The 24,776-nt window shown below is 39.9% G+C and carries 12 protein-coding genes; 8 read left to right on the top strand and 4 right to left on the bottom strand.

Going from position 1 to position 24,776, the window contains the following annotated elements; all coding sequences use genetic code 11:
- Positions 1 to 16: 16 nt before the first annotated feature.
- Positions 17 to 3,445, bottom strand: a complete 3,429-nt coding sequence (gene smc, locus ABIS04_RS07070; protein WP_350433014.1) for a chromosome segregation protein SMC — start codon at positions 3,443 to 3,445, stop codon at positions 17 to 19.
- 160 nt (positions 3,446 to 3,605) lie between these two features.
- Between smc and cysZ the strand changes: the two genes are divergently transcribed.
- Positions 3,606 to 4,379: a sulfate transporter CysZ gene (gene cysZ, locus ABIS04_RS07065; protein WP_350433013.1), complete on the top strand. Its 774-nt coding sequence runs from the start codon at positions 3,606 to 3,608 to the stop codon at positions 4,377 to 4,379.
- A 170-nt stretch (positions 4,380 to 4,549) separates the two neighbouring features.
- The gene (locus ABIS04_RS07060; RefSeq protein ID WP_350433012.1) at positions 4,550 to 6,895 is read left to right on the top strand and encodes a DUF5916 domain-containing protein; all 2,346 of its coding nucleotides are present in this window, start codon (positions 4,550 to 4,552) and stop codon (positions 6,893 to 6,895) included.
- A 257-nt stretch (positions 6,896 to 7,152) separates the two neighbouring features.
- Here ABIS04_RS07060 and ABIS04_RS07055 read toward each other — a convergent pair whose 3' ends face one another.
- Positions 7,153 to 8,274, bottom strand: a complete 1,122-nt coding sequence (locus ABIS04_RS07055) for a beta-ketoacyl-ACP synthase III (protein ID WP_140233875.1) — start codon at positions 8,272 to 8,274, stop codon at positions 7,153 to 7,155.
- A gap of 385 nt (positions 8,275 to 8,659) precedes the next feature.
- On the opposite strand from ABIS04_RS07055, the gene cysK reads away from it, so the two are divergent.
- The 4 genes from cysK to pflA all read left to right on the top strand — a co-directional run bounded on the left by cysK (position 8,660) and on the right by pflA (position 17,549).
- On the top strand, positions 8,660 to 9,625 hold the full coding sequence (cysK, locus tag ABIS04_RS07050) for a cysteine synthase A (protein WP_140233874.1): 966 nt from the start codon (positions 8,660 to 8,662) through the stop codon (positions 9,623 to 9,625).
- Between the two features lie 804 nt (positions 9,626 to 10,429).
- On the top strand, positions 10,430 to 13,297 hold the full coding sequence (locus ABIS04_RS07045; RefSeq protein ID WP_350433011.1) for a TonB-dependent receptor: 2,868 nt from the start codon (positions 10,430 to 10,432) through the stop codon (positions 13,295 to 13,297).
- 1,155 nt (positions 13,298 to 14,452) lie between these two features.
- Complete coding sequence (pflB, locus tag ABIS04_RS07040) at positions 14,453 to 16,735, top strand: formate C-acetyltransferase (RefSeq protein WP_350433010.1); 2,283 nt, start codon at positions 14,453 to 14,455, stop codon at positions 16,733 to 16,735.
- Between the two features lie 76 nt (positions 16,736 to 16,811).
- The gene (pflA, locus tag ABIS04_RS07035; protein WP_350433009.1) at positions 16,812 to 17,549 is read left to right on the top strand and encodes a pyruvate formate lyase 1-activating protein; all 738 of its coding nucleotides are present in this window, start codon (positions 16,812 to 16,814) and stop codon (positions 17,547 to 17,549) included.
- A 53-nt stretch (positions 17,550 to 17,602) separates the two neighbouring features.
- Here the strand turns inward: pflA and yfbV are convergent, their stop codons facing one another.
- Complete coding sequence (gene yfbV, locus ABIS04_RS07030; protein ID WP_371833621.1) at positions 17,603 to 18,040, bottom strand: terminus macrodomain insulation protein YfbV; 438 nt, start codon at positions 18,038 to 18,040, stop codon at positions 17,603 to 17,605.
- A gap of 226 nt (positions 18,041 to 18,266) precedes the next feature.
- Here yfbV and ackA point away from each other — a divergent pair, with 226 nt between their 5' ends.
- On the top strand, positions 18,267 to 19,493 hold the full coding sequence (gene ackA / locus ABIS04_RS07025) for an acetate kinase (protein WP_137221403.1): 1,227 nt from the start codon (positions 18,267 to 18,269) through the stop codon (positions 19,491 to 19,493).
- Between the two features lie 38 nt (positions 19,494 to 19,531).
- Positions 19,532 to 21,679, top strand: a complete 2,148-nt coding sequence (gene pta, locus ABIS04_RS07020) for a phosphate acetyltransferase (RefSeq protein ID WP_137221405.1) — start codon at positions 19,532 to 19,534, stop codon at positions 21,677 to 21,679.
- Positions 21,680 to 21,917: 238 nt separating this feature from the next.
- Here pta and topA read toward each other — a convergent pair whose 3' ends face one another.
- Complete coding sequence (gene topA / locus ABIS04_RS07015) at positions 21,918 to 24,554, bottom strand: type I DNA topoisomerase (protein WP_350433007.1); 2,637 nt, start codon at positions 24,552 to 24,554, stop codon at positions 21,918 to 21,920.
- Between the last annotated feature and the right edge of the window lie 222 nt (positions 24,555 to 24,776).

Raw genomic sequence — 24,776 nt, 5'->3', positions numbered from 1 at the left:
TCCCTGTCTTCCTAATTTATACCGCGTCAACCATAGCAACCGCAGCTTCAATATCCACTGCCACTATTCTTGAAACGCCCGGTTCATACATAGTAACGCCAATAAGTTGATCTGCCATTTCCATGGTGATTTTATTATGACTAATATAAATAAATTGCACACTTTGTGACATTTCTTTTAATAAACGACAAAAACGCTCAACATTGGCGTCATCCAAAGGTGCATCTACTTCATCGAGCATACAAAAAGGTGCTGGATTGAGTCTAAAAATAGCAAAAACCAATGATAAAGCGGTTAACGCTTTTTCTCCACCACTAAGTAAATGTATGCTGCTATTCTTTTTACCTGGTGGCTGCGCCATGATGGTAACACCCGTTTCGAGCAGATCATCATCGGTTAACGCCAAATAAGCCTTACCGCCACCAAAGACTTTAGGAAATAGCAATCCTAAATCGTGATTTACCGTTTCAAATGTGGCCTTAAAACGGCTGCGTGTTTCTTTATCTATCTTACGGATAGCGTCTTCTAAAATTGCTAACCCTTTATTTAAGTCGTCATCTTGGCTGTCTAAATAGGCTTTTCGTTCTCGTTGCGATTCAAACTCTTCAATAGCGGCAAGGTTAATAGCCCCCAAACGTACAATTTTTTGTTTTACTTTATCAAGCTGTTGCGACCATTCGCTTACCGAAGCTTGCGCAGGTATGTCTGCTATCACGTGTTGCAACTGAATTTGCTGCTCTTGCAACAATTGCAACTGCGCATTCGCCTGCCCTTTTAAGCCCTCACGACGTAACTTTAACGTGCTTATCGTTTGAGTCAAGTCCTGTAACACCACAAGCTGTTGTTTTTGCATCAATACTGAACTGTCTAAACTGGTTTGCAACTCAGCTTGTTGACCTCTATTTTGTTGCAATTGCTGTTGTAAGGCTTGCTGTAGCTCAAGTGCATGGGTTAGCTGCGCTGATAATTGGGCTAACTGTTGCTCACCACGTTGTTGTTGATTATCTTGCAATCGTTGTTGTAACTGAGCGTACTGGCTTGATAATTCAATCTGTTTTTCAGTTTGCTGCTGTAATTGTTGCTGACTTAATGCTTGTTGAGTAGCGTGTTGCTGCAACCGCGCGTTTTGCTGAGTTAACGTCACGGCTGCTTCAGAGCGTTTGGTCTTGGTTTCGCGAAGTTTAGCTTGGCTATTTTGCCAAGCATGTTGCGCGACTTCATGTTGATTAATAGCGGTAGACAGTGTCTCTTCTTGAGTCATTACCTGCGACTCGTACGCCTCTATCTGCATTTTCTTATGGCTATAAGCCTGTTCAAGCTTGGACAGCGTATCATTACACCGTTGTTGTTTTTGTCGTTTATCAGCATTTTGCTGGGACAGACTAGCCACTTCAGATTGCGATTTAGTTTGGCTTATTTGCAATTGATGACACGCTTGTTGAAATTGACCTAATGCTAATTGGTGCGATGCAGCTTGTTGAGTAGCATCGGTTAATTGCTGTTGCGCCACAATCAGTTTACGTTCAAGTTCTCTCAATTGAGTGGTTAACTCAATACGCTCTTGACTAAGTACAATGGCAGATTGGCCTGCCTGGGTGTGATTTAACACAAAACCATGACCCACTAAGTACCCTTCTTGGGTTGCAATGTATTGATCGTTATTTAGCTGTGATAGTTGCTGCTTTGCCTGATCTAAGTTTTCAGCCCACACCACTGACTTAAGCCATGGAGCAAGATTAACCTTAGTACTCAGGGCAATATGATTAACTTGTTGTGATTGAGGTATAAAGCCTATGTTGGTTTGTTCAACGGGAATAATATCAGCGGTTAATACCGGCAATTGACTTAGCCCGTGTAGCACCATATCAACAGCTTTCTCCCAACCCGGCTTAACCTCAACCACTTGCCATAACTGTTGCCCTTCGGACTGAATATGACCTGCAAGTAATTCATCTATCAACTGTAAGCGTGAATGGCGATGAGTTAGGGTTTGCTTAATAGTTTGATAGTCTTCACGGCATTGTTCAACAACTCGTTGCGCATTCTCCAACAGTTGTTCTTGTTGCTGCTGTTGCTGTTTCGTGCTGGTTAGTTGCTTATCTATGTCAATCAGTTGTGTTTGAGCATCAGACAGCTGAGTTTGATTGTCTTGCTGATCTAGCGCCGCTAGGTCTTGAGTCACCTGTTGTTTTTGACGTTCATCTTGCTGCAAACTTTGTTGTTGATGACTTAAGCTCGATTGCGACAAAGCCAATTGCATTTTATTTGCCGCTAGAGTTTCTGCATATTGAGTTAATTGCCATTGTTGATCGTCGCAAGCGTCTTCGATCACACTCAACTGCTCATCAATCAATGCTAAAGCCTCTTCAGCTTGTTCGCATTCAGGATTGATAACATCCGCTTGAGCGACCAATGTTTGATAGGTTTGGGTTAAGCTGGCAACAGTCTGCTCTGCAGCACTCAACTGTTGTTGAATCACATTTATTTGTTGTTGTAACTGCGAGTCTTGTTGCTGTTGGTGCTGAAGTTGTTGCTCTAACTTGGTAATGTTATTACCGGTTAAATAATACTGCTCAACTAGTTTGTGTTCAGCATCACTTAACTCGGCAAGTTGTTGTTTAAGCTGAGTCACAATGGTATCGGCATGAAGCGATGTGGTTTGCAGTTGTTGTGCTTGAGTCTCTAATGCCACGGCTTCAATATCGAGCTTGTCGGTTTGACTTAGCAACTCTTGATAACGCATCACTAGCAACTGGCTATGTAACAGACGTTCACTACTTTTTAATTCGCGATACTGTAAAGCCGCTTTAGCTTGTTGGGATAATTTATCAAGTTGTGCGCCTAATTCGACCCTAATATCATTTAAACGCTCAAGATTTTCACGGGTATGACGGATCCGATTCTCAGTTTCACGGCGGCGCTCTTTATAGCGCGATATGCCGGCAGCCTCTTCAATAAACACCCGTAAGTCTTGGGGTTTAGACTCGATTAAACGTGAAATAGTGCCCTGTTCAATAATGGCATAGCTACGAGGACCAAGGCCTGTTCCCATGAATAAGTCGGTAATATCTTTACGACGGCATTTTTGGCCATTTAAAAAATAAGTTGATTCACTTTCTCGGTTAACTTGGCGTTTAACTGAAATCTCTTGATAACTGGCATATTGACCAGCAAGCCTACCTTGGGTATTTTCGAATACGAGTTCAACACCTGCAACAGAAATGGGTTTACGCGCCGATGAACCGTTAAAAATAACATCGGTCATCGAATTGCCACGCAAATTCTTTGCTGAACTTTCACCCAGCACCCAACGCACGGCATCAATCACATTGGATTTTCCGCAGCCATTAGGGCCGATAATCGCTGATAAAGCATTATCAAATGGGATTTTAGTTGGGTCTACAAACGACTTAAATCCAGCAAGTTTTATTTGTTTTAATCTCATGTTGCCAGTTCAGGTACGCATTAAAAGGAAAAAGCAGCTCACTTTATCAATTGAGCTGCATTTTGTAACGATTTTTATCCTGTTGATACAGTTTATCACTTGTTTTATTGTCTTTGGCTAGTCAAAATCGAAGCTATGAGTCACAAAATAGGCGGGTTATATGGTAAACAACTCTCAGACCGTTAAAAAAAGCGGTGTAAATTATTTTCTTCAAGGCTTTCAATTGATTAAAAAACCGGGTTTACGTTCATTTGTGTTTATCCCTTTAATGATCAATTTAGTATTGTTTGCCGGCGCAATGTATTTAGCGTTGGGCCAACTGACAGAACTCTTCGATTGGATGAATGGCCAACTACCCGACTACTTAAGTTGGTTACATTTTTTATTATGGCCATTAGCGGTGTTAACCATGCTAGTGGTGATGTCATTTATATTCAGCTCGGTAATGAACTGGTTGGCAGCACCCTTTAATGGTTTGTTAGCCGAAAAAGTTGAACAATATTTAACGGGGAAAAACTTAAATACTGGCACTTCTATGGATATGGTCAAAGATTTGCCTCGTGTATTAGGTCGTGAATGGACAAAACTGAAATACTACTTACCTAGAGCATTGATATTTTTGGTGTTGTTTTGGGTTCCGGTGATAGGTCAAACAGCGGCACCTATTTTATGGTTTTTATTTACCGCATGGATGATGGCGATTCAATATTGTGATTATCCATTTGATAACCATAAAGTCAGCTTTAATGATATGAAATTTGCCCTTAAAAACACCAAAGGGTCGAGTTACAGTTTTGGTGCGGCCGTGACATTGTTTTCAATGATCCCCATCGTTAACTTTATCGTTATGCCAGTAGCGATTTGCGGGGCAACCTCGATGTGGGTTGATAAATACCGTGAAGCCTACAAAAACCCAATGATTGCACCTGATTAATTATTTAGGTTCGCCATTATCAAAATAGCCCGATCAGTGTATTGGGCTTTTTTATACTCACTCAACATTCTGTAACAATTTAGATACATTCACAGCACAAATCAGACCTATCTTTGAACCGTTTTTTTGCGACAATAAACAAAATAACAACCAAATATAATAGAGTGTCTGTGAAAAACTTTTTTCTCCTCGCGCGAGTATTCTGCTTAATCTCAAGCATTGTGTCACTGTCTGTTTTCGCAGGATCTAGCCAACAATTTCATTTAGATATTCCCACCATTAATGAAGATATTGAAGTAGACGGTGAATTTAACGAACCAGCATGGCAACAGGCCGCACAGGTGATGTTGAAATATGAAACGTCTCCAGGTGAAAATATCGCCGCGCCAGTGACCACTTATGCCAAAGTGTATGCGTCAAAAACCAGCTTATATTTCGCGTTTATCGCCCATGACCCTTCACCGGATAAAATTCGCGTCAACCTAAGAGACAGAGATAAATCTTGGGGAGATGACATGGTGGGCATTAAACTTGATACTTTTAACAATGCTCGCTTGGCTTATCAGTTTTTTATTAACCCTTATGGGGTACAAAGTGACTCAATAGAAAATGAGCTTACAGGCCAAGAAAGTGATGCTTGGGATGGTATTTGGTACAGTAAAGGCAAGCTAACAGATCAAGGCTATCAGGTTGAAATACAACTACCGCTGCGTTTATTTAACTTTGATGATCGCAATCCTTTGCAAACATGGGGTATCGAATTAATTCGCTTTTATCCTCGTAACGAAACCCATCGCATATCAACTCACCAAATAGATCGCAACGTGTCATGTCAGTTGTGTCAATTAGGTACAGCATCGGGCTTAGCAGGAGCAACGCAAGGTAAAGATTTACAACTCACACCGTCATTAGTGGCAGATCAAAGTAGTCAACGTGATGTTGCACCGACTCAGCCATGGAGTGATGAAAACAACGTAGAAGTAGGACTCGATTTACGCTGGGGGATTACCCCTACAACCTTACTTAACGCCACAATTAATCCAGACTTTTCTCAAGTAGAAGCAGATGCAGGTCAATTGGATGTTAACAATACTTTTGCATTATTTTTTCCTGAAAAACGGGCCTTTTTCTTAGATAACAAAGACTATTTCGATACTCAACTAGACTTACTACATACCCGTAATATTGGATCGCCAGATTATGGATTAAAACTCACCAGCAAAACCGACGATCATACGTTTGCGATTCTCGCCGCCAATGACACTCAAAGTCAGTTTTTAGTTCCCGGTAATTTAAGCTCCGACATTGCTGTTATTGACGAGCAGAGCCATAACGTAGCCACTCGATACCGTTTCGACCCGAGTAAGCAATTTTCAATTGGTGGTTTAGTGACCTTAAAGCAAGCTGATGAATATCATAATTATCTTGCCAGTGCCGACATAAAATACCAACCGACTAAACACGATACCTTTACGGCACAATATGCTCATTCACAAACTGCCTACCCTGATGATTTATTCAATCAATTTTGTGGACGAGACGATTGCAGCAACGACATTGATGTTTGTTATATAGGAGATTGTGCCATTAATGAGCGCGTACTTCGCACGAATAAAGACGGTGAGTTTAGCGGTGGAATGTTCAATCTATCTTATAAACATGAACGCCGTAATTGGTACGCCTCAACAAATTACGAATCTATCGGTAGCGACTTTAGGGCTGACTTGGGCTTTATCGATAAAGTCGATATCAACAAATTTGTAGCTGGCGGCGGCTATATTTGGTACCCAGAAAATAACTTTTTCAACAAAATTGACTTAGGTGGCGATTGGGACATCACTCATAACCAAAACAATGAACGGCTTGAACAAGAAACTGAAATGTATATTGAGTTTGACGGAGGCCTGCAAAGTTTTATCGGCGCGGGGATTGTCCAACGAGAAAGAGTGGGCAGACGCCATAACCCAAGTATCATTGATATTGATGATAACACCAGTATATATAACCAAACATTAGGGTGGTTTTACACCAGCTTCACGCCCATTGGCTCTCTCAAGCTTGAACTGGATAGCAGCTATGGCGATGATATTGATTTTGCCAATGACCGCCCTGCCACTACCACTATGTTAAACCCTGGTATTGAATGGAAATTGACTGAGTCATTAGTACTGGACATTTCTCATCGATACCAAACATTAGATGTTGATGATGGTCGCTTATTTACGGCTAACCTTAGTGATATGCGCTTAAATTGGCAGCTCAGCTTAAACAGTTTTATTCGCCTAAGTAGTGTTTACACTCGTATTGAAAGAGACCCTGATTTATACAAATATCAACAGCCAGACAAACTTTATCAAGATATAGGTAATGAACTACTCTATGGATACAAACTTAACCCACAAAGCGTTTTTTATCTTGGTTATTCGGATGCGTTTATTGCCAATGATGACATTGATTCATTAACCCAAAACGAAAAAACTTACTTTATGAAACTCAGCTACGCTTGGCTACTTTAAGTAATACACACTCAAAACGAAGTCTTTAGTGTTGTGTAATTGATGATATTTATAATGAATTGTTTATACAACTAACGCTTTAGGATCTGTATTGGGTGTCGTTGTAGATACAGTAGTAGAAATAACAATGCCGTTGATATATAAACATCAACGGAATTGTTATTATTTTTTTACGTTAGCAGATTACGCTGTAATACATTCATAATCGCAACTGATTAAATACATTCGACTTTAATTATAGCCATAACTCGAAGCGACTAACATTTCTCAAGCACAATACTGCCAATAGAATAGCCTGCACCAAATGAACACAATAAACCTAAATCACCGGTTTTAAAATCTTGGTTAAATTTATGAAACGCAATGATAGATCCGGCCGACGCAGTATTGGCATACTCATCCAATACAATAGGTGCTTTAGTTGGCTCAACATTATCACCAAGCAGTTTCTTAACGACAAATAAATTCATATTTATGTTGGCTTGGTGAAGCCATAAGCGCTTAAACTCTTCTGGTTTTATTTGTTCTTGGGTGAATTGCGTATCTAAATGGTGATATATCATCGGTAATAGTTCTTTAAACACTTTACGGCCTTGTTGGTGGAATAATTTATCCGCCGTAGTGGCATTTTCAGGGTCGCAACGATTAACAAAACCAAAATTACTACGGATATTACTGGAGTAATCGGTAAAACAACGTGTAGACAATACATTAAAGGCATGCGTTGATGTAGATAACTCTTCACGTTCAACCACAACCGCAGTGGCAACATCACCGAAAATAAAGTGACTATCACGATCGCGGAAATTGATTTGTGGTGACGTTAATTCAGGATTGATGACCAAAACCCGGTTAGCTGTTCCACCGCGTATGGCATTAACAGCATTCACAATAGCAAAAGTCGCTGATGAACAAGCTACTAACATGTCATAGGCAAACCCTTTGGTTCCCATGGCTTGTTGAATTTCAATCGCAATTGCAGGATAGGCTCGTTGAGTGTAAGCACAGGCAACAATCACTAAGTCGATGTCTTCACTCGTTAAGTTTGCTTGTTGTAATGCTTGATTTGCTGCAGCAATCCCCATTTCAGCTTGCATAGATAATACTTCAGAAGGCTTATCTGCAATTAATGGCATCATGATATTAGTATCAAGAATACCGTCTTTGACCATAACATAACGACTTTTTATTCCAGAGGCTTTCTCGATAAACTCACTTGAAGAATACGCTAAAGCTTGTGTGCTACCCGTCTCAATGTCGTTAGCATGCTCCAGATTAAACTGATCAACATAGCTATTATAACTGTTAACTAATTCGTCGTTAGAAACGCTGTAAGGTGGTGTATATAAACCACTGCCTGAAATCACAACTTTATTCATTTTACTCTACCATTTTTAGTGAATGAGTTAGCTAAAGCTCATTGAGCGCCATATATTTCGACATACATGAAAGAAGGTTTTAACATCGCTTATTGACAACCTTGCTCATAAATATGGATGGCACAAATTAGAACATCTCGCTGATTAAGCCTATTCTAGTATTTTATGATTTATTCTCGTCATACTAAATTAAATTTACTTGATGGTCAGACCATTGAAAGATGACCTTTTACCACAAAAGACTAATATAGCGACATCTTTGACAGTTTTAGAATAAATATCAAGTCATTTATAACTAAAAAGCATAAAGAAGAACAAACTTTCACTTCTAAATCCTGCTGAGCAGATTATGATTAGGCAATGCAACCATAGGAGCAAATAATCCATGAGCAAAATTTTCGAAGATAATTCATACACTATAGGCAATACACCACTCGTTCGTTTAAACCGTGTCAGTAATGGCAAAGTATTAGCAAAAGTGGAATCACGTAACCCAAGTTTTAGCGTGAAATGTCGTATTGGCGCCAATATGATTTGGGATGCCGAGAAAAAAGGCACATTAACTAAAGATATTGAACTAATTGAACCAACGTCAGGCAATACCGGTATCGCACTTGCTTATGTTGCTGCTGCTCGTGGGTACAAACTAACCTTAACAATGCCAAACACCATGAGCTTAGAGCGTCGTAAGCTGCTAAAAGCACTCGGTGCAAATGTAGTATTGACTGAAGGCGCTAAAGGCATGAAAGGTGCCATTGATAAAGCTGAAGAGATCCGTCAGTCAGCGCCAGAAAAATACCTGATCCTTGGCCAATTCGATAACCCAGCCAATCCAGAAATTCACGAACAAACCACTGGTCCAGAAATTTGGAATGATACCGATGGTCAAGTTGATGTATTTGTTGCAGGTGTGGGCACTGGTGGCACATTAACAGGTGTAAGCCGTTATTTAAAAGCACAGGGCAAAACCATTACCTCTGTCGCGGTTGAACCTGTTGACTCACCCGTTATTGCACAGGCTCTTGCAGGCCAACCAATTCAACCTGGTCCACATAAAATCCAAGGTATTGGTGCTGGTTTTATTCCAGGCAACTTGGACTTATCAATTATTGACCGCGTTGAAGCTGTATCGAATGAAGACTCTATCGAAATGGCTCGCCGCTTAATGAAAGAAGAAGGTATCTTAGTGGGTATTTCTTCTGGTGCTGCGGTTGTAGCCGCTAATCGAATTGCTGCATTACCTGAGTTTGCCGGTAAGACAATTGTGGTTATCTTACCATCGGCTGCTGAACGTTATTTATCAACTGCATTATTTGCAGGTGAATTTGGTGATAGCGAAAACGTGCAATAATGATTTAAGTGACTCTACATGAGTCATTATTGTCATAAATAAAAATGCCAGCAGATTTGCTGGCATTTTTTGATCACCAACATGTTAATCTTTATTGTTATACTACCTTTCTTAATAAAAAATTTCCTTGTTATAATATTGACAATGTTATCAACTTTGAGGTTGATGTTAATCTTTATTGTTATACTACCTTTCTTAATAAAAAATTTCCTTGTTATAATATTGACAATGTTATCAACTTTGAGGTTGATTTAAATACAATTAAAACTATCTTTCCGCTACCCCTTTACAGAATAATTATTCAAAAACATGCATAAATACCGAATGAATTATTATTCATAACAAAAAAACTCATTTAAAATTAGATATATCAATTCATAATCAAGTTATCGAAAATATACTCTTTAAGTTAGATTTATATGATAAAACCCATCGAAATACTCATCATTAATTAATTTCATCATTAATAATAACAACCATCACAACACAATTAATTAACACTAACAAATTCAAACACTCTCCATAACCTCAAAAAAACACAGTAATCCAACAAATAACTAACACCTTAAAGTTAAGTAAACTTATTACTTTACAATTTAAAGCTTTGGTCATCGAAATGTCTAATAAATGTTAATGAAAGTAGCTTAAGAAGTTAACACTAAATTGGCTAAGCCATTGATTTTTAGGTATTGTATTTCATTCCAGTAATGGTTATACCCGTGTTGGTGTAATTTTATTTTATGTTTACATTCAAAATAATCTCAACAATTACCACATAATAAAAAACATTTCTGGGAGTGATAAATGCAAGTTAATTCAAAATTGGCCAATGCGATCCGCGTTGCGCTAATCAGTGGCGTGGCTCTTTCTGCTGCGACATCATTAAATACGTTTGCTGAAGAAGTGACAGTCGCGTCACCTGTAGAACGTATTTCAGTAACTGGTTCACGAATTATTCGTGAAGGTGCCGTGGCACCAACACCAGTAACTGTAATTACTGGCGATGAGTTATTATCAACGGGTGTAACTAACATTGGTGAAGCGCTAAACCAATTACCAGCACTAGGTAATACCTATTCATTAGCTAACTCAGGCCGCTTTATTGGTACTTCGGGTCTTAATTTACTCGATTTAAGAAGCATGGGTTCTGATAGAACACTCGTACTTGTTAATGGCAAGCGTCATGTATCAAGCTCAGCAGGTACTTCTTCAGTCGACGTCAATACCATTCCAAGTGTGTGGATTGATAGAGTGGAAGTCATTACTGGTGGTGCATCAGCCATTTACGGTGCCGATGCGGTAACCGGTGTAGTTAACTTTATATTAAAGAAAGATATTAACGGTTTAGATGTCTCTGCAACCAAGGGTTGGGCAGATGACAGTGACCACAATAAAGATCGTTTTTCTTTGTCTTATGGTACTGATTTCGCCCAGGGTGATGGTAATGTTGCCTTTGCGGTTGAATACAGTGCTCAAGAGCAATTAAAAGCATTTGATCGCGACCAGACTTCAACTGCTTTTACGAGCCTTGCGAATTCAAGTCGTACTACCGATAACAATGATCCTTCTGATCCTGACAAGATTTGGACACCTAATGCGGGTCACTACACGATTAGTAATGCTGGTACTTTTAATTTAGGCGGTTGGAAAAGCTTTAATCCAGACGGTTCATTAAGAGACGTTTACTCTGGTCAAAATGTTGATGGTATTCGCTGTGCGGATTGTGACTTAACTAACTTAAACCAATTTGTTGAATTACAGCCAGAATTTGAACGTTACAATCTTAACTTTAAAACAAATTATCAACTTAACGATGACCACAACGTCTATTTTGAAGCTAAATACGTTAACAGTCAGTCTACTAATGAAGGCCAACCCGCTTTCTTCTTTGGTAATCCAGTTAACGATATCAAAATTGATAACGCTTTTATCAATCCTGAACTTGTTGCATTAATGAAAGCAAACAAAGATAGCGATGGTAATTCTGCACCATTAGACTCTCTCAACATTCGCCGCTTTATGACTGACTTGGGTGCGCGAATTGAAGATGACACCCGCGAAACCCAACGCTATGTGTTAGGTCTTGAAGGTGTAGTATTTCAAGATTGGGATTACGACGCCTATGCCATTTATGGCCAAACAGATTTGGAACGTGTTAACAAAAATAACCTAGTGTATGACAATTACACTAACGCCCTTGATTCAGTATTAGAAGACGGTGTTGCGGTATGTCGTGACCAAGATGCTAGAGACGCAGGTTGTGTTCCAGTAAACATTTTTGGTTTTGGTGCCCCAAGTCAAGATGCAATCGATTACATTAATACAACGTCAACAGGTACCTCAGTTATCAAACAAACCGTGTTAGGCGGAACCATGACTAACTCTGGTTTGTTTGAATTGCCTGCTGGTTATGTTGGTTTCTCTACGGGTGTTGAATACCGTAAAGAAGAAAGTGAAATTTTTGAACCAGACAATGCAGAGGGTACTTTTTTCAATGCATTAGGTGAAGACAAAGGCGATTTTGATGTCAGCGAAGTGTTTGCTGAAATCACATTACCTTTACTCGCAGATTTACCTATGGTGCGTCAACTAGACTTAGACCTTGCAATTCGCTTTGCTGATTACAGTACTATTGGTAATGCAACAACTTGGAAAGCTGGGCTAAGCTGGGAAGTTGATGATCAACTCCGAGTTCGTACCACTTATTCAGAAGCAATTCGTGCGCCAAACATTAGCGAGCTTTATGGCGCAGCTAGCCAAACTTTCTTTTCTGTTAATGATTCTTGCCGTGCTACAAACTTAAATGATCTTGCAGACCCTACCTTACGCCAAACTAACTGTGCGGCCTTAGGTATTCCAGCGGGGTTTGATGCTGACTATGACGACAAAACGCTTGAAGGATTAAGTGGCGGTAATCGTGAACTAAAAGCTGAAGAATCAAAAAGTTATACTTTAGGGATTGTTTATCAACCTGATTATATCGATGGATTATCAATCACCACTGATTATTGGAATATTGAAATAGAAAACGCTATCAGTGCAGTTGGTGCTCAAGATATTATCGACCGTTGTGTTGATTCGCCATCTGGTGTGAATAACGAATATTGTAGTTTGATTACTCGTGATGCAACTACCCACGAAATTACTCAAATTAGACAATTCTCGCTAAACATTGCATCACTAGAAGCTGCTGGTATTGACTTTGATATTGGCTACGTGTTTGAAGCCTTTAATGGTGATGTACGCACTAACCTTATTGCGACTCGCCTACTAAAACGTAAAGATTTCTCATTCCAAGACGAGCCTGATACATTTGAGGAACTTGCAGGTACTGCTGGTTATGCTAAATGGCAAGCGAACTGGAGCATCGGTTATTCAATTGATAGTTGGGATGTTAACTGGAGAACACGCTACATTGAGGGTGTAAGCCTTTATACCGATAAGGAATTAGCATTAAATGCAAATCCTAATAGCAACATGGAATTTGACGATTACTTTATTACCGATATAGCGGTTGCATACAACTTCGATTCTGGTATTACCTTGAAATTTGGTATTGATAACGTGTTTGATCGTGATTTACCTTACGGCTATACAGGTACTGATACCACAAGTTCAGCTTACGATAACGTCGGTCGTTTCTTCCACACAACAGCTACCTATAAGTTCTAACTGATTAACTTATTTGTTTATTCAACGGCATCCTCGGATGCCGTTTTTTATACTCCGGCTATTAATATTTTGGTGGTGTAAACAACAAAATAAGCCTAGATAATATTGAGTTATCTACCCTAACATTGGTTCCACTATATTTTTAATCCTTGATCAACTGTAGAAAACATACTGATTTTTATACTCTAACCTCACACTCATACTGATATTATCAATGTCTAAAATGCAGTTTATTAATAATACATAGCACTATTTAATCACTTACCAAGAAACATGAAGTACATTGGTCTTACCAAGTTAACAGTCTGTAATGATGGTTTCATTCTACTAACTATTACAGTTAACCCGCATTAAACCGCTCATAAATAAAGCGATTTCAGTTATCATCACTTCAATATCCGTAATCAAGCTTTATAGCTGAATACAGGTATTTTCGATTCGACATGTTATAGCAAGTTATATTGCCAAAGTGATAAGTCGTAAACGCGAAAAGAATCTAAACAATGAGTTAGTGATATACAAAGACTCAATACCCTATGGCATGTAGACCTATTTAATGGGAAAACTAAACCTCAAAAAACTAAGGACCATTGCACTTACGAGATAACCTTAACAATGATAACGATTCACGTTAAGGTAACTGTATTTTCGAATTATTTATGTCAACTAACCTATTCAATTAGGCCTTAACAATTCTGCTTGCTGCAATGTGATTAGTCACTAGTCACAAAGAAGAATGAACTAAGAGCTAACTACATTGCCTTAATCCTTAGTTGAACATCAATTATTAAAGCAAGAGCATAAACTGCGATGCTTTTAAATGAATGTTAATGGCCTGTGCTACTCTTAATTCTAAACAGATTTGTTAAGCAGTTAACACTTTTACCATTCAATTAACAAAAGCCGCCGATATCGTCACTAAGTTATGCTACTATCACTACATGGACAAATGGTCTTACCAATTTAAATAAGCAAAAACGATTAGCGTCATTACAGAAAATAGACCGAACACTTCACCACAAAATGACGCATATGATGTAAACAGTTCAGTCTAGCGAATAAACCTAGATCACAGAATGTAAATACTCAACGGATAGCATCACCTCGAATACCTAGGGATGATACCCGTAGATAATCAACCAGAGGGTTAAGTGAATGACAGATAAAACCGAACTATTTGCCAACGCGTGGGAAGGTTTCGTAGCTGGCGATTGGAAAACAGAAGTTAACGTACGTGACTTTATCCAACAAAATTACACTCCATATGAGGGTGATGAATCATTCTTAGCTGATGCTACTGATGCCACATTAGCTTTGTGGGACAAAGTCATGGAAGGCATCAAGCAAGAAAACCAAACTCATGCCCCTGTCGATTTCGACACAGAAATGGTTTCAACAATTACCTCTCATGAAGCTGGTTACATTAATAAAGACCTTGAAACCATCGTTGGGTTACAAACTGATGCACCATTAAAGCGTGCCATGCTACCTAATGGTGGTATTCGTATGGTTGAAGGTTCATGCAAAGCTTATGGTCGTGAACTTAACAGTGATGTTAAATATACTTATTCTGAACTGCGTAAAACTCACAACCAAGGCGTATTTGATGTTTATACCCCAGAAATTATGGCTTGTCGTAAATCTGGCATATTAACGGGCTTACCTGATGCTTACGGCCGTGGCCGTATTATTGGCGATTACCGCCGCATTGCTTTGTACGGTATCGACTACCTAATGCAAGATAAGTTTGCTCAATTCAGCTCTTTGCAAGCACAGTTTGAATCTGGTGAAGATTTATCAAGCGTGATCCAATTACGTGAAGAAATATCTGAACAACATCGTGCGTTAGGTCAAATGAAAGTGATGGCGGCCAAATATGGTTGCGACATTTCTGTACCTGCAAAAAATACTAAAGAAGCTATCCAATGGACTTACTTTGGTTACCTTGCTGCAGTCAAAAGCCAAAATGGCGCGGCAATGTCATTAGGTCGTACTTCAACTTTCTTAGATATCTTTATTGAACGTGACTTAAAGAGTGGCGCTATCACAGAGCAACAAGCTCAAGAAATGGTTGACCATTTCGTGATGAAATTACGTATGGTGCGTTTCTTACGTACACCAGAATACGATGAGCTTTTCTCTGGTGACCCAATTTGGGCAACTGAATCTATCGCGGGTATGGGTCTTGATGGTCGCACTCTAGTGACTAAATCTAGCTTCCGTTTCTTACATACTTTATACAATATGGGCCCAAGCCCAGAGCCAAACATTACCGTATTGTGGTCAACTAAATTACCACAAGGTTTTAAAAGCTACTGTGCAAAAGTGTCAATTGACACTAGCTCAATTCAATACGAAAACGATGATTTAATGCGCCCAGACTTCGAGTCTGACGATTACGCCATCGCTTGTTGTGTTAGCCCAATGATTTTGGGTAAACACATGCAGTTTTTCGGTGCTCGCGCTAACTTAGCAAAAACCATGTTATATGCCATTAACGGTGGTGTTGACGAAAAACTGAAAACCCAAATCGCGCCAAAAGCAGACCCAATTACAGCCGATGTTCTTGAATTTGATGATGTCATGTCACGTCTTGATGGATTAATGGACTGGCTTGCCACGCAATATGTGTCTGCACTAAATGCGATTCACTTTATGCATGACAAATATTCTTACGAGTCTGCGTTAATGGCATTACATGACCGCGACGTACGCCGCACAATGGCTTGTGGTATTGCCGGCTTATCAATTGCTGCCGATTCATTATCAGCAATTAAGTATGCTCAAGTTAAACCTATTCGGGACGAAGACGGCATCGCTGTTGATTTTGATATCCAAGGCGACTATCCAAAATTTGGTAACAATGATGCTCGTGTAGATGACATTGCTTGCGACTTAGTTGAACGCTTTATGGCTAAAATTCGCGATAAGAAAATGTATCGTAATGCGATTCCAACACAGTCAATCTTAACCATCACTTCAAATGTAGTTTATGGTAAGAAAACCGGTAACACTCCTGATGGTCGTCGTTCAGGCGCACCATTTGCTCCTGGTGCTAACCCAATGCATGGTCGTGATGAAAATGGTGCTATTGCTTCATTAACATCAGTGGCTAAGCTTCCTTTTGCCCACGCACAAGATGGTATTTCTTATACTTTCTCTATAGTGCCAAATGCATTAGGTAAAGATGACACTGGTCGTCGTACTAACTTAGCGTCGTTGATGGACGGCTACTTTTTAAGTAGACCAAACCGTGAAGGTGGTCAACACTTAAACGTTAACGTCATGAACCGTGAAATGCTAGAAGATGCGATTGTTAATCCTGATAAATATCCGCAATTAACCATCCGTGTATCGGGCTATGCAGTTCGCTTTAATGCGCTTACCCCAGAGCAGCAACAAGACGTTATTACGCGGACATTCACTAAAGGTCTGTAGTATCTGTTAAATTGGCTGTATCGATGTTTTAATCATTATCGATACGGCCTTTTTTATAGACATGTAAGGAACAACAATGACGTTAGGTCGCATACATTCAGTGGAATCATTTGGCACCGTTGATGGTCCAGGTATTCGCTACATCGCTTTTATGCAAGGTTGCCTTATGCGCTGTCAATATTGTCATAATCGTGATACATGGGATCTTGATGGCGGTAAGGAAACTTCTGTTGATGAAATAATGAGTCAAGTCATTGCTTATCAACCTTTCTTAGAAGCCAGCGGCGGTGGTATTACAGCCAGTGGTGGCGAGGCCATTTTACAAGCTCAATTTGTGAGTGAATTATTTAAAGCCTGTAAAAATCAAGGCATACACACCTGTTTAGACACCAACGGTTTTGTCCGCAAATATGAACCTGTGATTGATGAATTACTCAACAACACCGACTTAGTATTACTTGATATAAAACAAATGGACGATGCTAAGCACATCGAGCTGACTAAAGTCAGTAATCATAGAACATTACAATTTGCACAATATCTGACTAAACGAAATATAAAAACCTGGATCCGTTATGTCGTCGTCGCCGGATTTACCGAAGATGTTGAATCTGCCATCGCATTAGCAGACTTTATCAAACCGATGAGTAATGTCGAAAAAGTTGAATTATTGCCATATCACCCGTTAGGTGAACATAAATGGCAAGCCTTTGGTGAAACGTATACTTTGGCGCATATTTCACCACCAAGTAATGAAATAATGCAGAAGATTCAGCAGGTTTTTGTCGATAGAGGTATTAATGCGACATTTTAATGATAACAAACATAAGCATAAGTAAATTAGTAACCGTTTATGTACAGGATGAATTACAATTCATCCCAAAAACTTTGATCCAAACGTTCAAAGGCCAGCTTCAAAATAGCGGCCATATCTAAATAACAGGCACTTGGGCCTAAAGGTTGGCAATATGTCCCCATATCAGTCAATGTTGAACTGAGTTGATTGCCCCAATCAAATAACGATAAAGGCAATGGATGGCGCGCTCGCCAACCTAGCCATAATAAGCCTTGCAATGGCAGGCTGATGAAAAACAACAACATAGTTAATGCTTGTGGTAAATAATCCCAGCCAAAAACATACAGCTGGCTGGCCGAAACCACTAATGCCAACACTGGCATTGCAACAATAGCTAATTGAGTTGCTTTGACAACACGGTACTCTGGGAAATAATACCCTAGTTGCCTAACCATTGGCCAAGTCTTCATATAACGTTGACCATCGCCAAGTAGTTTAACCAGATTCATGTTCAATATTAAGCTACCTTTACTGCTTAGGACGTGAGTGTTACGTTTATATAATACAGTGTCATGCCAAAAATGCACTGGTCGATTTGCCACTATGTTAAGTTAACTTATCAGTTGCAAATCCCCATAAGAACAACAAAGTGTGATGTTTAAGCATGCTCATAAACCTTAACAGAAAATAAAATTGTACAATTTATTTAGTTTTATCGACTTAGAAGGCGTTAACATGTCAGACAAATTAGTGCTCGTAATCAACTGCGGTAGTTCATCATTAAAATTTGCCATCATTGATGCTCAATCAGGCGATGAACAAATTTCTGGTTTAGCAGAATGTTTTGGTTTAGATAATTCTCGCATTAAGTGGAAATTTCATGGCAACAAACACGAAGCCAAACTAGGTGCATTTTCATCTCACCGCGAAGCGGTAGAATTTATTGTTAATGATATCTTGGCAGCACAACCGCAATTAGCGGAGAGTATTCAAGCCATAGGCCACCGTATTGTTCATGGTGGAGAAAAGTTTACCCGCTCAGTTATTATCACACCAGAAGTCATTCAAGGTATTGAAGATTGTGCATCACTAGCACCTCTGCATAATCCAGCACATTTAATTGGTATCCGTGCCGCGATAGCCTCTTTCCCAGATTTACCACAAGTTGCAGTATTTGATACCGCATTTCACCAAACCATGCCTGAAAAAGCCTATGTTTATGCCCTACCTTACAAATTGTATCGTGAACATAGTATTCGCCGTTATGGTATGCACGGTACTAGCCACTTTTTTGTCAGTCATGAAGCGGCAAAAGTATTAGGTAAAAACATTAACGACACTAACCTTATTTGTGCGCATTTAGGTAATGGTGCATCAGTAACTGCTATTAAAAACGGAATAAGTGTCGACACATCTATGGGATTAACCCCATTAGAAGGTTTAGTCATGGGCACACGTTGTGGCGATATGGATCCATCTATTGTTTTCCATTTAGTTAAGCAACTCGGTTATACTCTTGATGAAGTCAATAACCTGTTGAATAACCAAAGTGGATTACTTGGTATTTCAGAACTCACCAACGATTGCCGCGGTATTGAAGAAGCTTGTGAATACGGGCACAAAGGTGCCACATTAGCATTAGAGATTTTTTGCTATCGCTTAGCCAAATATATCGCCTCATACACAGTACCATTAGGCCGTTTAGACGCTATTGTTTTCACTGGTGGCATTGGCGAAAACTCAGATGTTATTCGCAAGAAAGTGCTTCACTTATTGGAAATCTTTAACTTCAAAGTTGATGAGAGCTTAAATAAAGCCGCCCGTTTTGGTCAACAGGGGATCATAACCAAAGCTGATAGCCCTATCGCTATGGTGATACCAACCAATGAAGAATGGGTCATAGCTAAAGATGCAATCAAGTTGCTTGTTACTGAAGAAGCAAACTTTGCCCTATCAAATTAAGTTTATTTATATGAACAAAACCTACAAAAGAGGTTGTCATGTCTCGTAATATTATGCTTATTCCAATTGGTATTGGAGTAGGATTAACGTCTCTGAGTTTAGGGATGGTTCGTGCATTAGAACGTAAAGGCGTTAAAGTGCAATTTTTTAAACCGATTGCACAAATTAGGTCGGGTGATACGGGTCCAGAACGATCGACAACTATTTTAAGTACTTCTCCAACGGTCAATCCGCTAGAACCTTATACAATGGTACATGCTGAAGCGTTAATCCGCTCAGAGCAAATAGATGTCTTAATGGAACAAATTATTGCGCGTGCCGCAGACTGTGCCGACAATACCGAAATCCTCGTTATTGAAGGACTAGTACCAACACGTAGCCACCCTTTTGCTGATGACATCAACTATGAAATAGCCAAAGCTCTCGATGCCGATATTATTTTCATCGCAACCCCCGGAGTCGATACGCCGAATGGCTTAATGAATCGATTAGAAATTGCCTATAATTCATGGGGTGGGCACAAAAATAAGCGCTTAATTGGCGCCATAATTAATAAAATTGGTGCGCCAGTCGACAGCGAAGGCCGCACCAGACCAGACTTATCTGAAGTTTTTGATGACAAAAACATCAAAAGTATTGATAGCTCGGACATGTTCCAACTGCCAGGTAAGAGCCCACTGCGTATTTTAGGTAGTGTGCCATATAATTTAGAACTCATTTCTCCACGAGCATCTGATTTAGCAAAACACTTAAATGCCAAAATCATTAATGCCGGTGAAATGCATACTCGCCGTATGCGCCGAGTGACTTTTTGTGCTCGCAGTATTCCAAATATGGTTAGTCATATCAAAAACAACTCATTGTTAGTGACTTCAGGCGACCGCTCTGACGTAATAGTGTCAGCCTGTTTAGCCGCCATGAACGGCATTAAAATTGGTGCCCTGTTACTGACTGGCGGCTATGAACCAGAACCCGCAATTATGAAGCTGTGTGAACAAGCTTTTGAAACGGGCTTACCGGTATTTTTAATTGAATCAAACACATGGCAGACCTCACTCAACATACAACGCTTTGATCACGAAGTACCTGTTGATGACGCCGTGCGTATTGAACGATTACAAGAGTATGTTGCCAGCCATATTGACCAAACATGGATTGAAAGCGTCACTCAAGACTCTCCTCGTGAACACCGTTTATCGCCACCAGCATTCCGTTATAAATTAACAGAACTCGCCCGTGCTGCACATAAAACCATCGTGCTTCCTGAAGGCGAAGAACCTCGAACAGTTAAAGCGGCGGCAATTTGTGCTGAACGTGGGATTGCTCGTTGCGTTTTACTTGGTAATCGTGAAGAAATTCTACGCGTAGCATCACAACAAGATGTTATTTTAAGCGAAGACATCATCATTATTGATCCTAAATCTGTGCGAGAAAAATATGTTGAACCTATGGTCGAATTGCGCCGCAACAAAGGATTAACTGAAGTCGTTGCCCGCGAGCAACTAGAAGACAACATGGTGCTTGGCACTATGATGCTTGCACAAGATGAAGTTGACGGTATTGTTTCTGGCGCCATTCACACCACAGCACACACTATCCGCCCACCACTGCAATTGATCAAAACAGCACCGGGTTCAAGCTTAGTATCATCGATTTTCTTCATGCTGATGCCAGATCAAGTGTTAGTGTATGGTGATTGTGCTATTAACCCCGACCCAAACCCTGAACAGCTAGCCGATATTGCGATTCAATCAGCAGAGTCAGCCAAAGCCTTTGGTATCGAGCCTCGCGTTGCAATGATCAGTTACTCAACGGGTACCTCTGGTACTGGTTCAGATGTTGATAAAGTGCGCGAAGCCACACGAATTGCTAAAGAAAAGCGTCCTGATTTAATCATAGATGGCCCATTGCAATACGATGCAGCTGTGATGCCAAATGTGGCGCTTTCTAAAGCTCCTAACAGCCCTGTTGCAGGTAAAGCGACTGTATTTGTATTCCCAGATTTAAACACGGGTAATACAACATACAAAGCGGTACAGCGAAGTGCTGATCTAATCAGTATCGGGCCCATGCTTCAAGGTATGCGTAAACCGGTAAACGATTTATCTCGTGGTGCATTAGTCGATGATATCGTCTACACCATTGCGTTAACCGCCATTCAAGCGGCACAAAATAGTGCAAAATAATATTCGAAATATCGGTCTTCAATAGATCCTAATTCGTATAATTGACCACGAAAAAAGCACTGATTATCATCAGTGCTTTTTTGTGTATGCCTGTTGTCGGCTGATTTATCTTACCTTTAAAGGAATTTGCTAAAATCCTTATTTTTACAAAATGCAGCGAATGTATTTGAGACACAAAAAAACGCTATCCAATCGGATAGCGTTAATGAAGAGTTTTATGTTTCAACCAAGCTAAAAATTATTTTTTAGCTTTTTTCTTAGTTGATTCACTTACCCATTTACCGCCTATAAATTTCGAAGACCAGCCAGTGGCTTTGCCGTCAACCTCAGTAGCAACATACTGCTCTTTAGTTTTACGGCTAAATTTAACCTGAGCTTTATTACCTTCATCGTCTTCCACCGGTGCATCAGCAAGAAACTTATATTTAGGCCATAACAAATCACGATACTGAACTAATTCTTCTACTAAAGGCGCACGAGTTTCTCGTGATTTAGGGAAAGTACTGGCCGCTAAAAATATTCCAGCAGCACCATCACGGAGCACAAAGTGGGCATCCGATTTTGTACATTTCAATTCTGGTAGAAAAATAGGGTCTTCTTTTGGTGGCGCAGCTTCGCCACTTCGTAACAACTTGCGAGTATTTTTACATTCGCTATTGGTACAACCAAAATACTTACCAAATCGACCGTTTTTAAGTTCCATATTATTGCCGCAACGATCGCACTCAATAATCGGTCCTTCATAACCTTTAATCTTAAAATGTCCAGCTTCTACTTCGTAGCCATCACATGAAGGGTTATTACCACAAACATGTAATTTACGTGTCTCGTCAATGAGATAACTGTCCATTGCGGTGCCGCACTTTGGACAACGATGTTTAGCACGTAGTGCTTCAGTTTCACCGTCTTCATTGTCACCAACAGCTTCTTCACCTGGGGTTAGGTTAAGCGTAGTTTTACAACGTTCTTTTGGTGGCAAAGCATAACCAGAGCAACCAAGGAATACCCCAGTTGAACCCGTTCTAATCCCCATTGGGCGGCCACAAGTTGGACACTTAATGTCTGTTAGCACCATCTCATTAGGGCGCATACCACCTTCATCTGGATCTAATTCAGCTAACAATAGTTGTTTGGTAAAATCACCATAAAAACCATCTAACACTTTTTTCCAGTCCAACTTTCCTTGGGCAACATCATCTAATGTTTGCTCCATGCTGGCGGTAAAGTCGTAACTCATTAGGTCTTTGAAACTGTCAACTAAACGTTCGCTAACAATCTCACCCATTTTTTCAGCAAAGAAACGGCGATTATCAACTCTGACATAGCCACGATCTTGAATAGTTGAAATAATAGTCGCATAGGTTGATGGACGTCCAATACCACGTTTTTCAAGCTCTTTCACTAAAGACGCTTCGCTATATCTCGCTGGCGGTTTCGTAAAATGCTGTTTCGATAATAATTCATCAAGAACAAGCTTATCGCCTTTCTCAACAACTGGCAGTGTCTTATCTTCTTCGTTTTTCTTACTCATCGGTGGTTGAACACGCGTCCAACCATCAAAACGTAATGTACGACCTGATGCTTTTAGTTCATATTCACCCGCTGTCACAGTTAAACGTGTTGCGTCATACTGTGCAGGTGTCATCTGACAAGATACAAATTGACGCCAAATGAGCTCATACAAGCGCTGAGCATCTCTTTCCATGTCGGTTAGTGATGCTGACTGAACACCAACGTTTGACGGTCTAATCGCTTCATGCGCCTCTTGAGCGCCCTGTTTACTTCCATAACGAATAGGATCTGCCGGTAAATACTTTTCACCAAACTCAGAAGCTATCATTTCACGTAAGTTTTCGACCGCTTCTTTACTCAAATTAGTTGAGTCAGTACGCATATACGTAATATGGCCCGCTTCGTACAAGCGTTGAGCCATCATCATGGTTTTCTTTACCCCGAAACCAAGACGTGTACTGGCCGCTTGTTGCAATGTAGAGGTAATATAAGGCGCTGATGGCTTGCTTGACGTGGCTTTATCTTCACGTGCAGTAACGACAAATTTAGCATTTTGTAATGCATCCACCGCCACTTGTGCTTGCGCTTCATTTATCGGTTCAAATGCAGCCGATTGAAATTTCATCACCTGCATTTTTAACGTGGCAGCCGTTGGGGTATTTAATTCAGCATGGATATCCCAAAACTCTTCTGGAACAAAAGCTTTAATTTCACTCTCACGTTCGACTACAAGGCGAACAGCAACCGATTGAACACGTCCAGCCGATAAACCACGAGCGACTTTTTTCCATAATAATGGTGACACCATAAAGCCAACAACACGGTCTAAAAAGCGACGTGCTTGCTGAGCATTAACCATATTAGTATCAAGTACCGATGGTTTGCTGAATGCTTCTTGAATTGCTGTTTTAGTAATTTCGTTGAATACCACACGTTGATACCGTGAAGCGTCGCCACCAATAATTTCCTGTAAATGCCAGGCAATGGCTTCCCCTTCACGGTCCAAATCCGTTGCGAGATAGATATGGTCAGCAGTTTCTGCTAACGCTTTTAATTCTTTAACCACTTTCTCTTTACCAGGCAGTATTTGATACTTGGCTGCCCAGCCTTTATCTGGGTTCACACCCATGCGCGCTACAAGCGCTTGCTTGTTTCTGATCAGCTTATATTTAGCTTTTTCTTCAGGCGATAATTTTTTTACTTCTGCAGCGGTTTTAGTCGCAGTGGTGCCATCAGAAGTAGACGAAGTTGGTAAGTCACGAATGTGACCTACACTCGACTTCACAATGAAGTCTTTGCCAAGATATTTATTAATTGTCTTGGCTTTGGCCGGCGATTCGACAATAACTAGCGATTTACCCATAGTTTTATTTGCGCCAAAAAGTCTCGAAATAAAGGAAATTAGGTCCATATATAGAGGGTTGAGACGATAGTTTCAAGTTAAACCCTCTTTTATATAGGTTAATAAGTCATTTTTTAATCAAATATAAAAAAATGTAAAATATAATATGCGTTTTTTGAACGTAATTTATCATTTAATGATACTTGCGAGCATATTCAGTGCATTTTTAGTCATTAATATACA

The organism is Shewanella sp. H8 (assembly GCF_040285065.1).
GTDB lineage: Bacteria > Pseudomonadota > Gammaproteobacteria > Enterobacterales > Shewanellaceae > Shewanella > Shewanella polaris.
The sequence above is the reverse complement of the archived record's forward strand: the minus strand, read 5'-3'. Positions and strand labels throughout refer to the sequence as shown.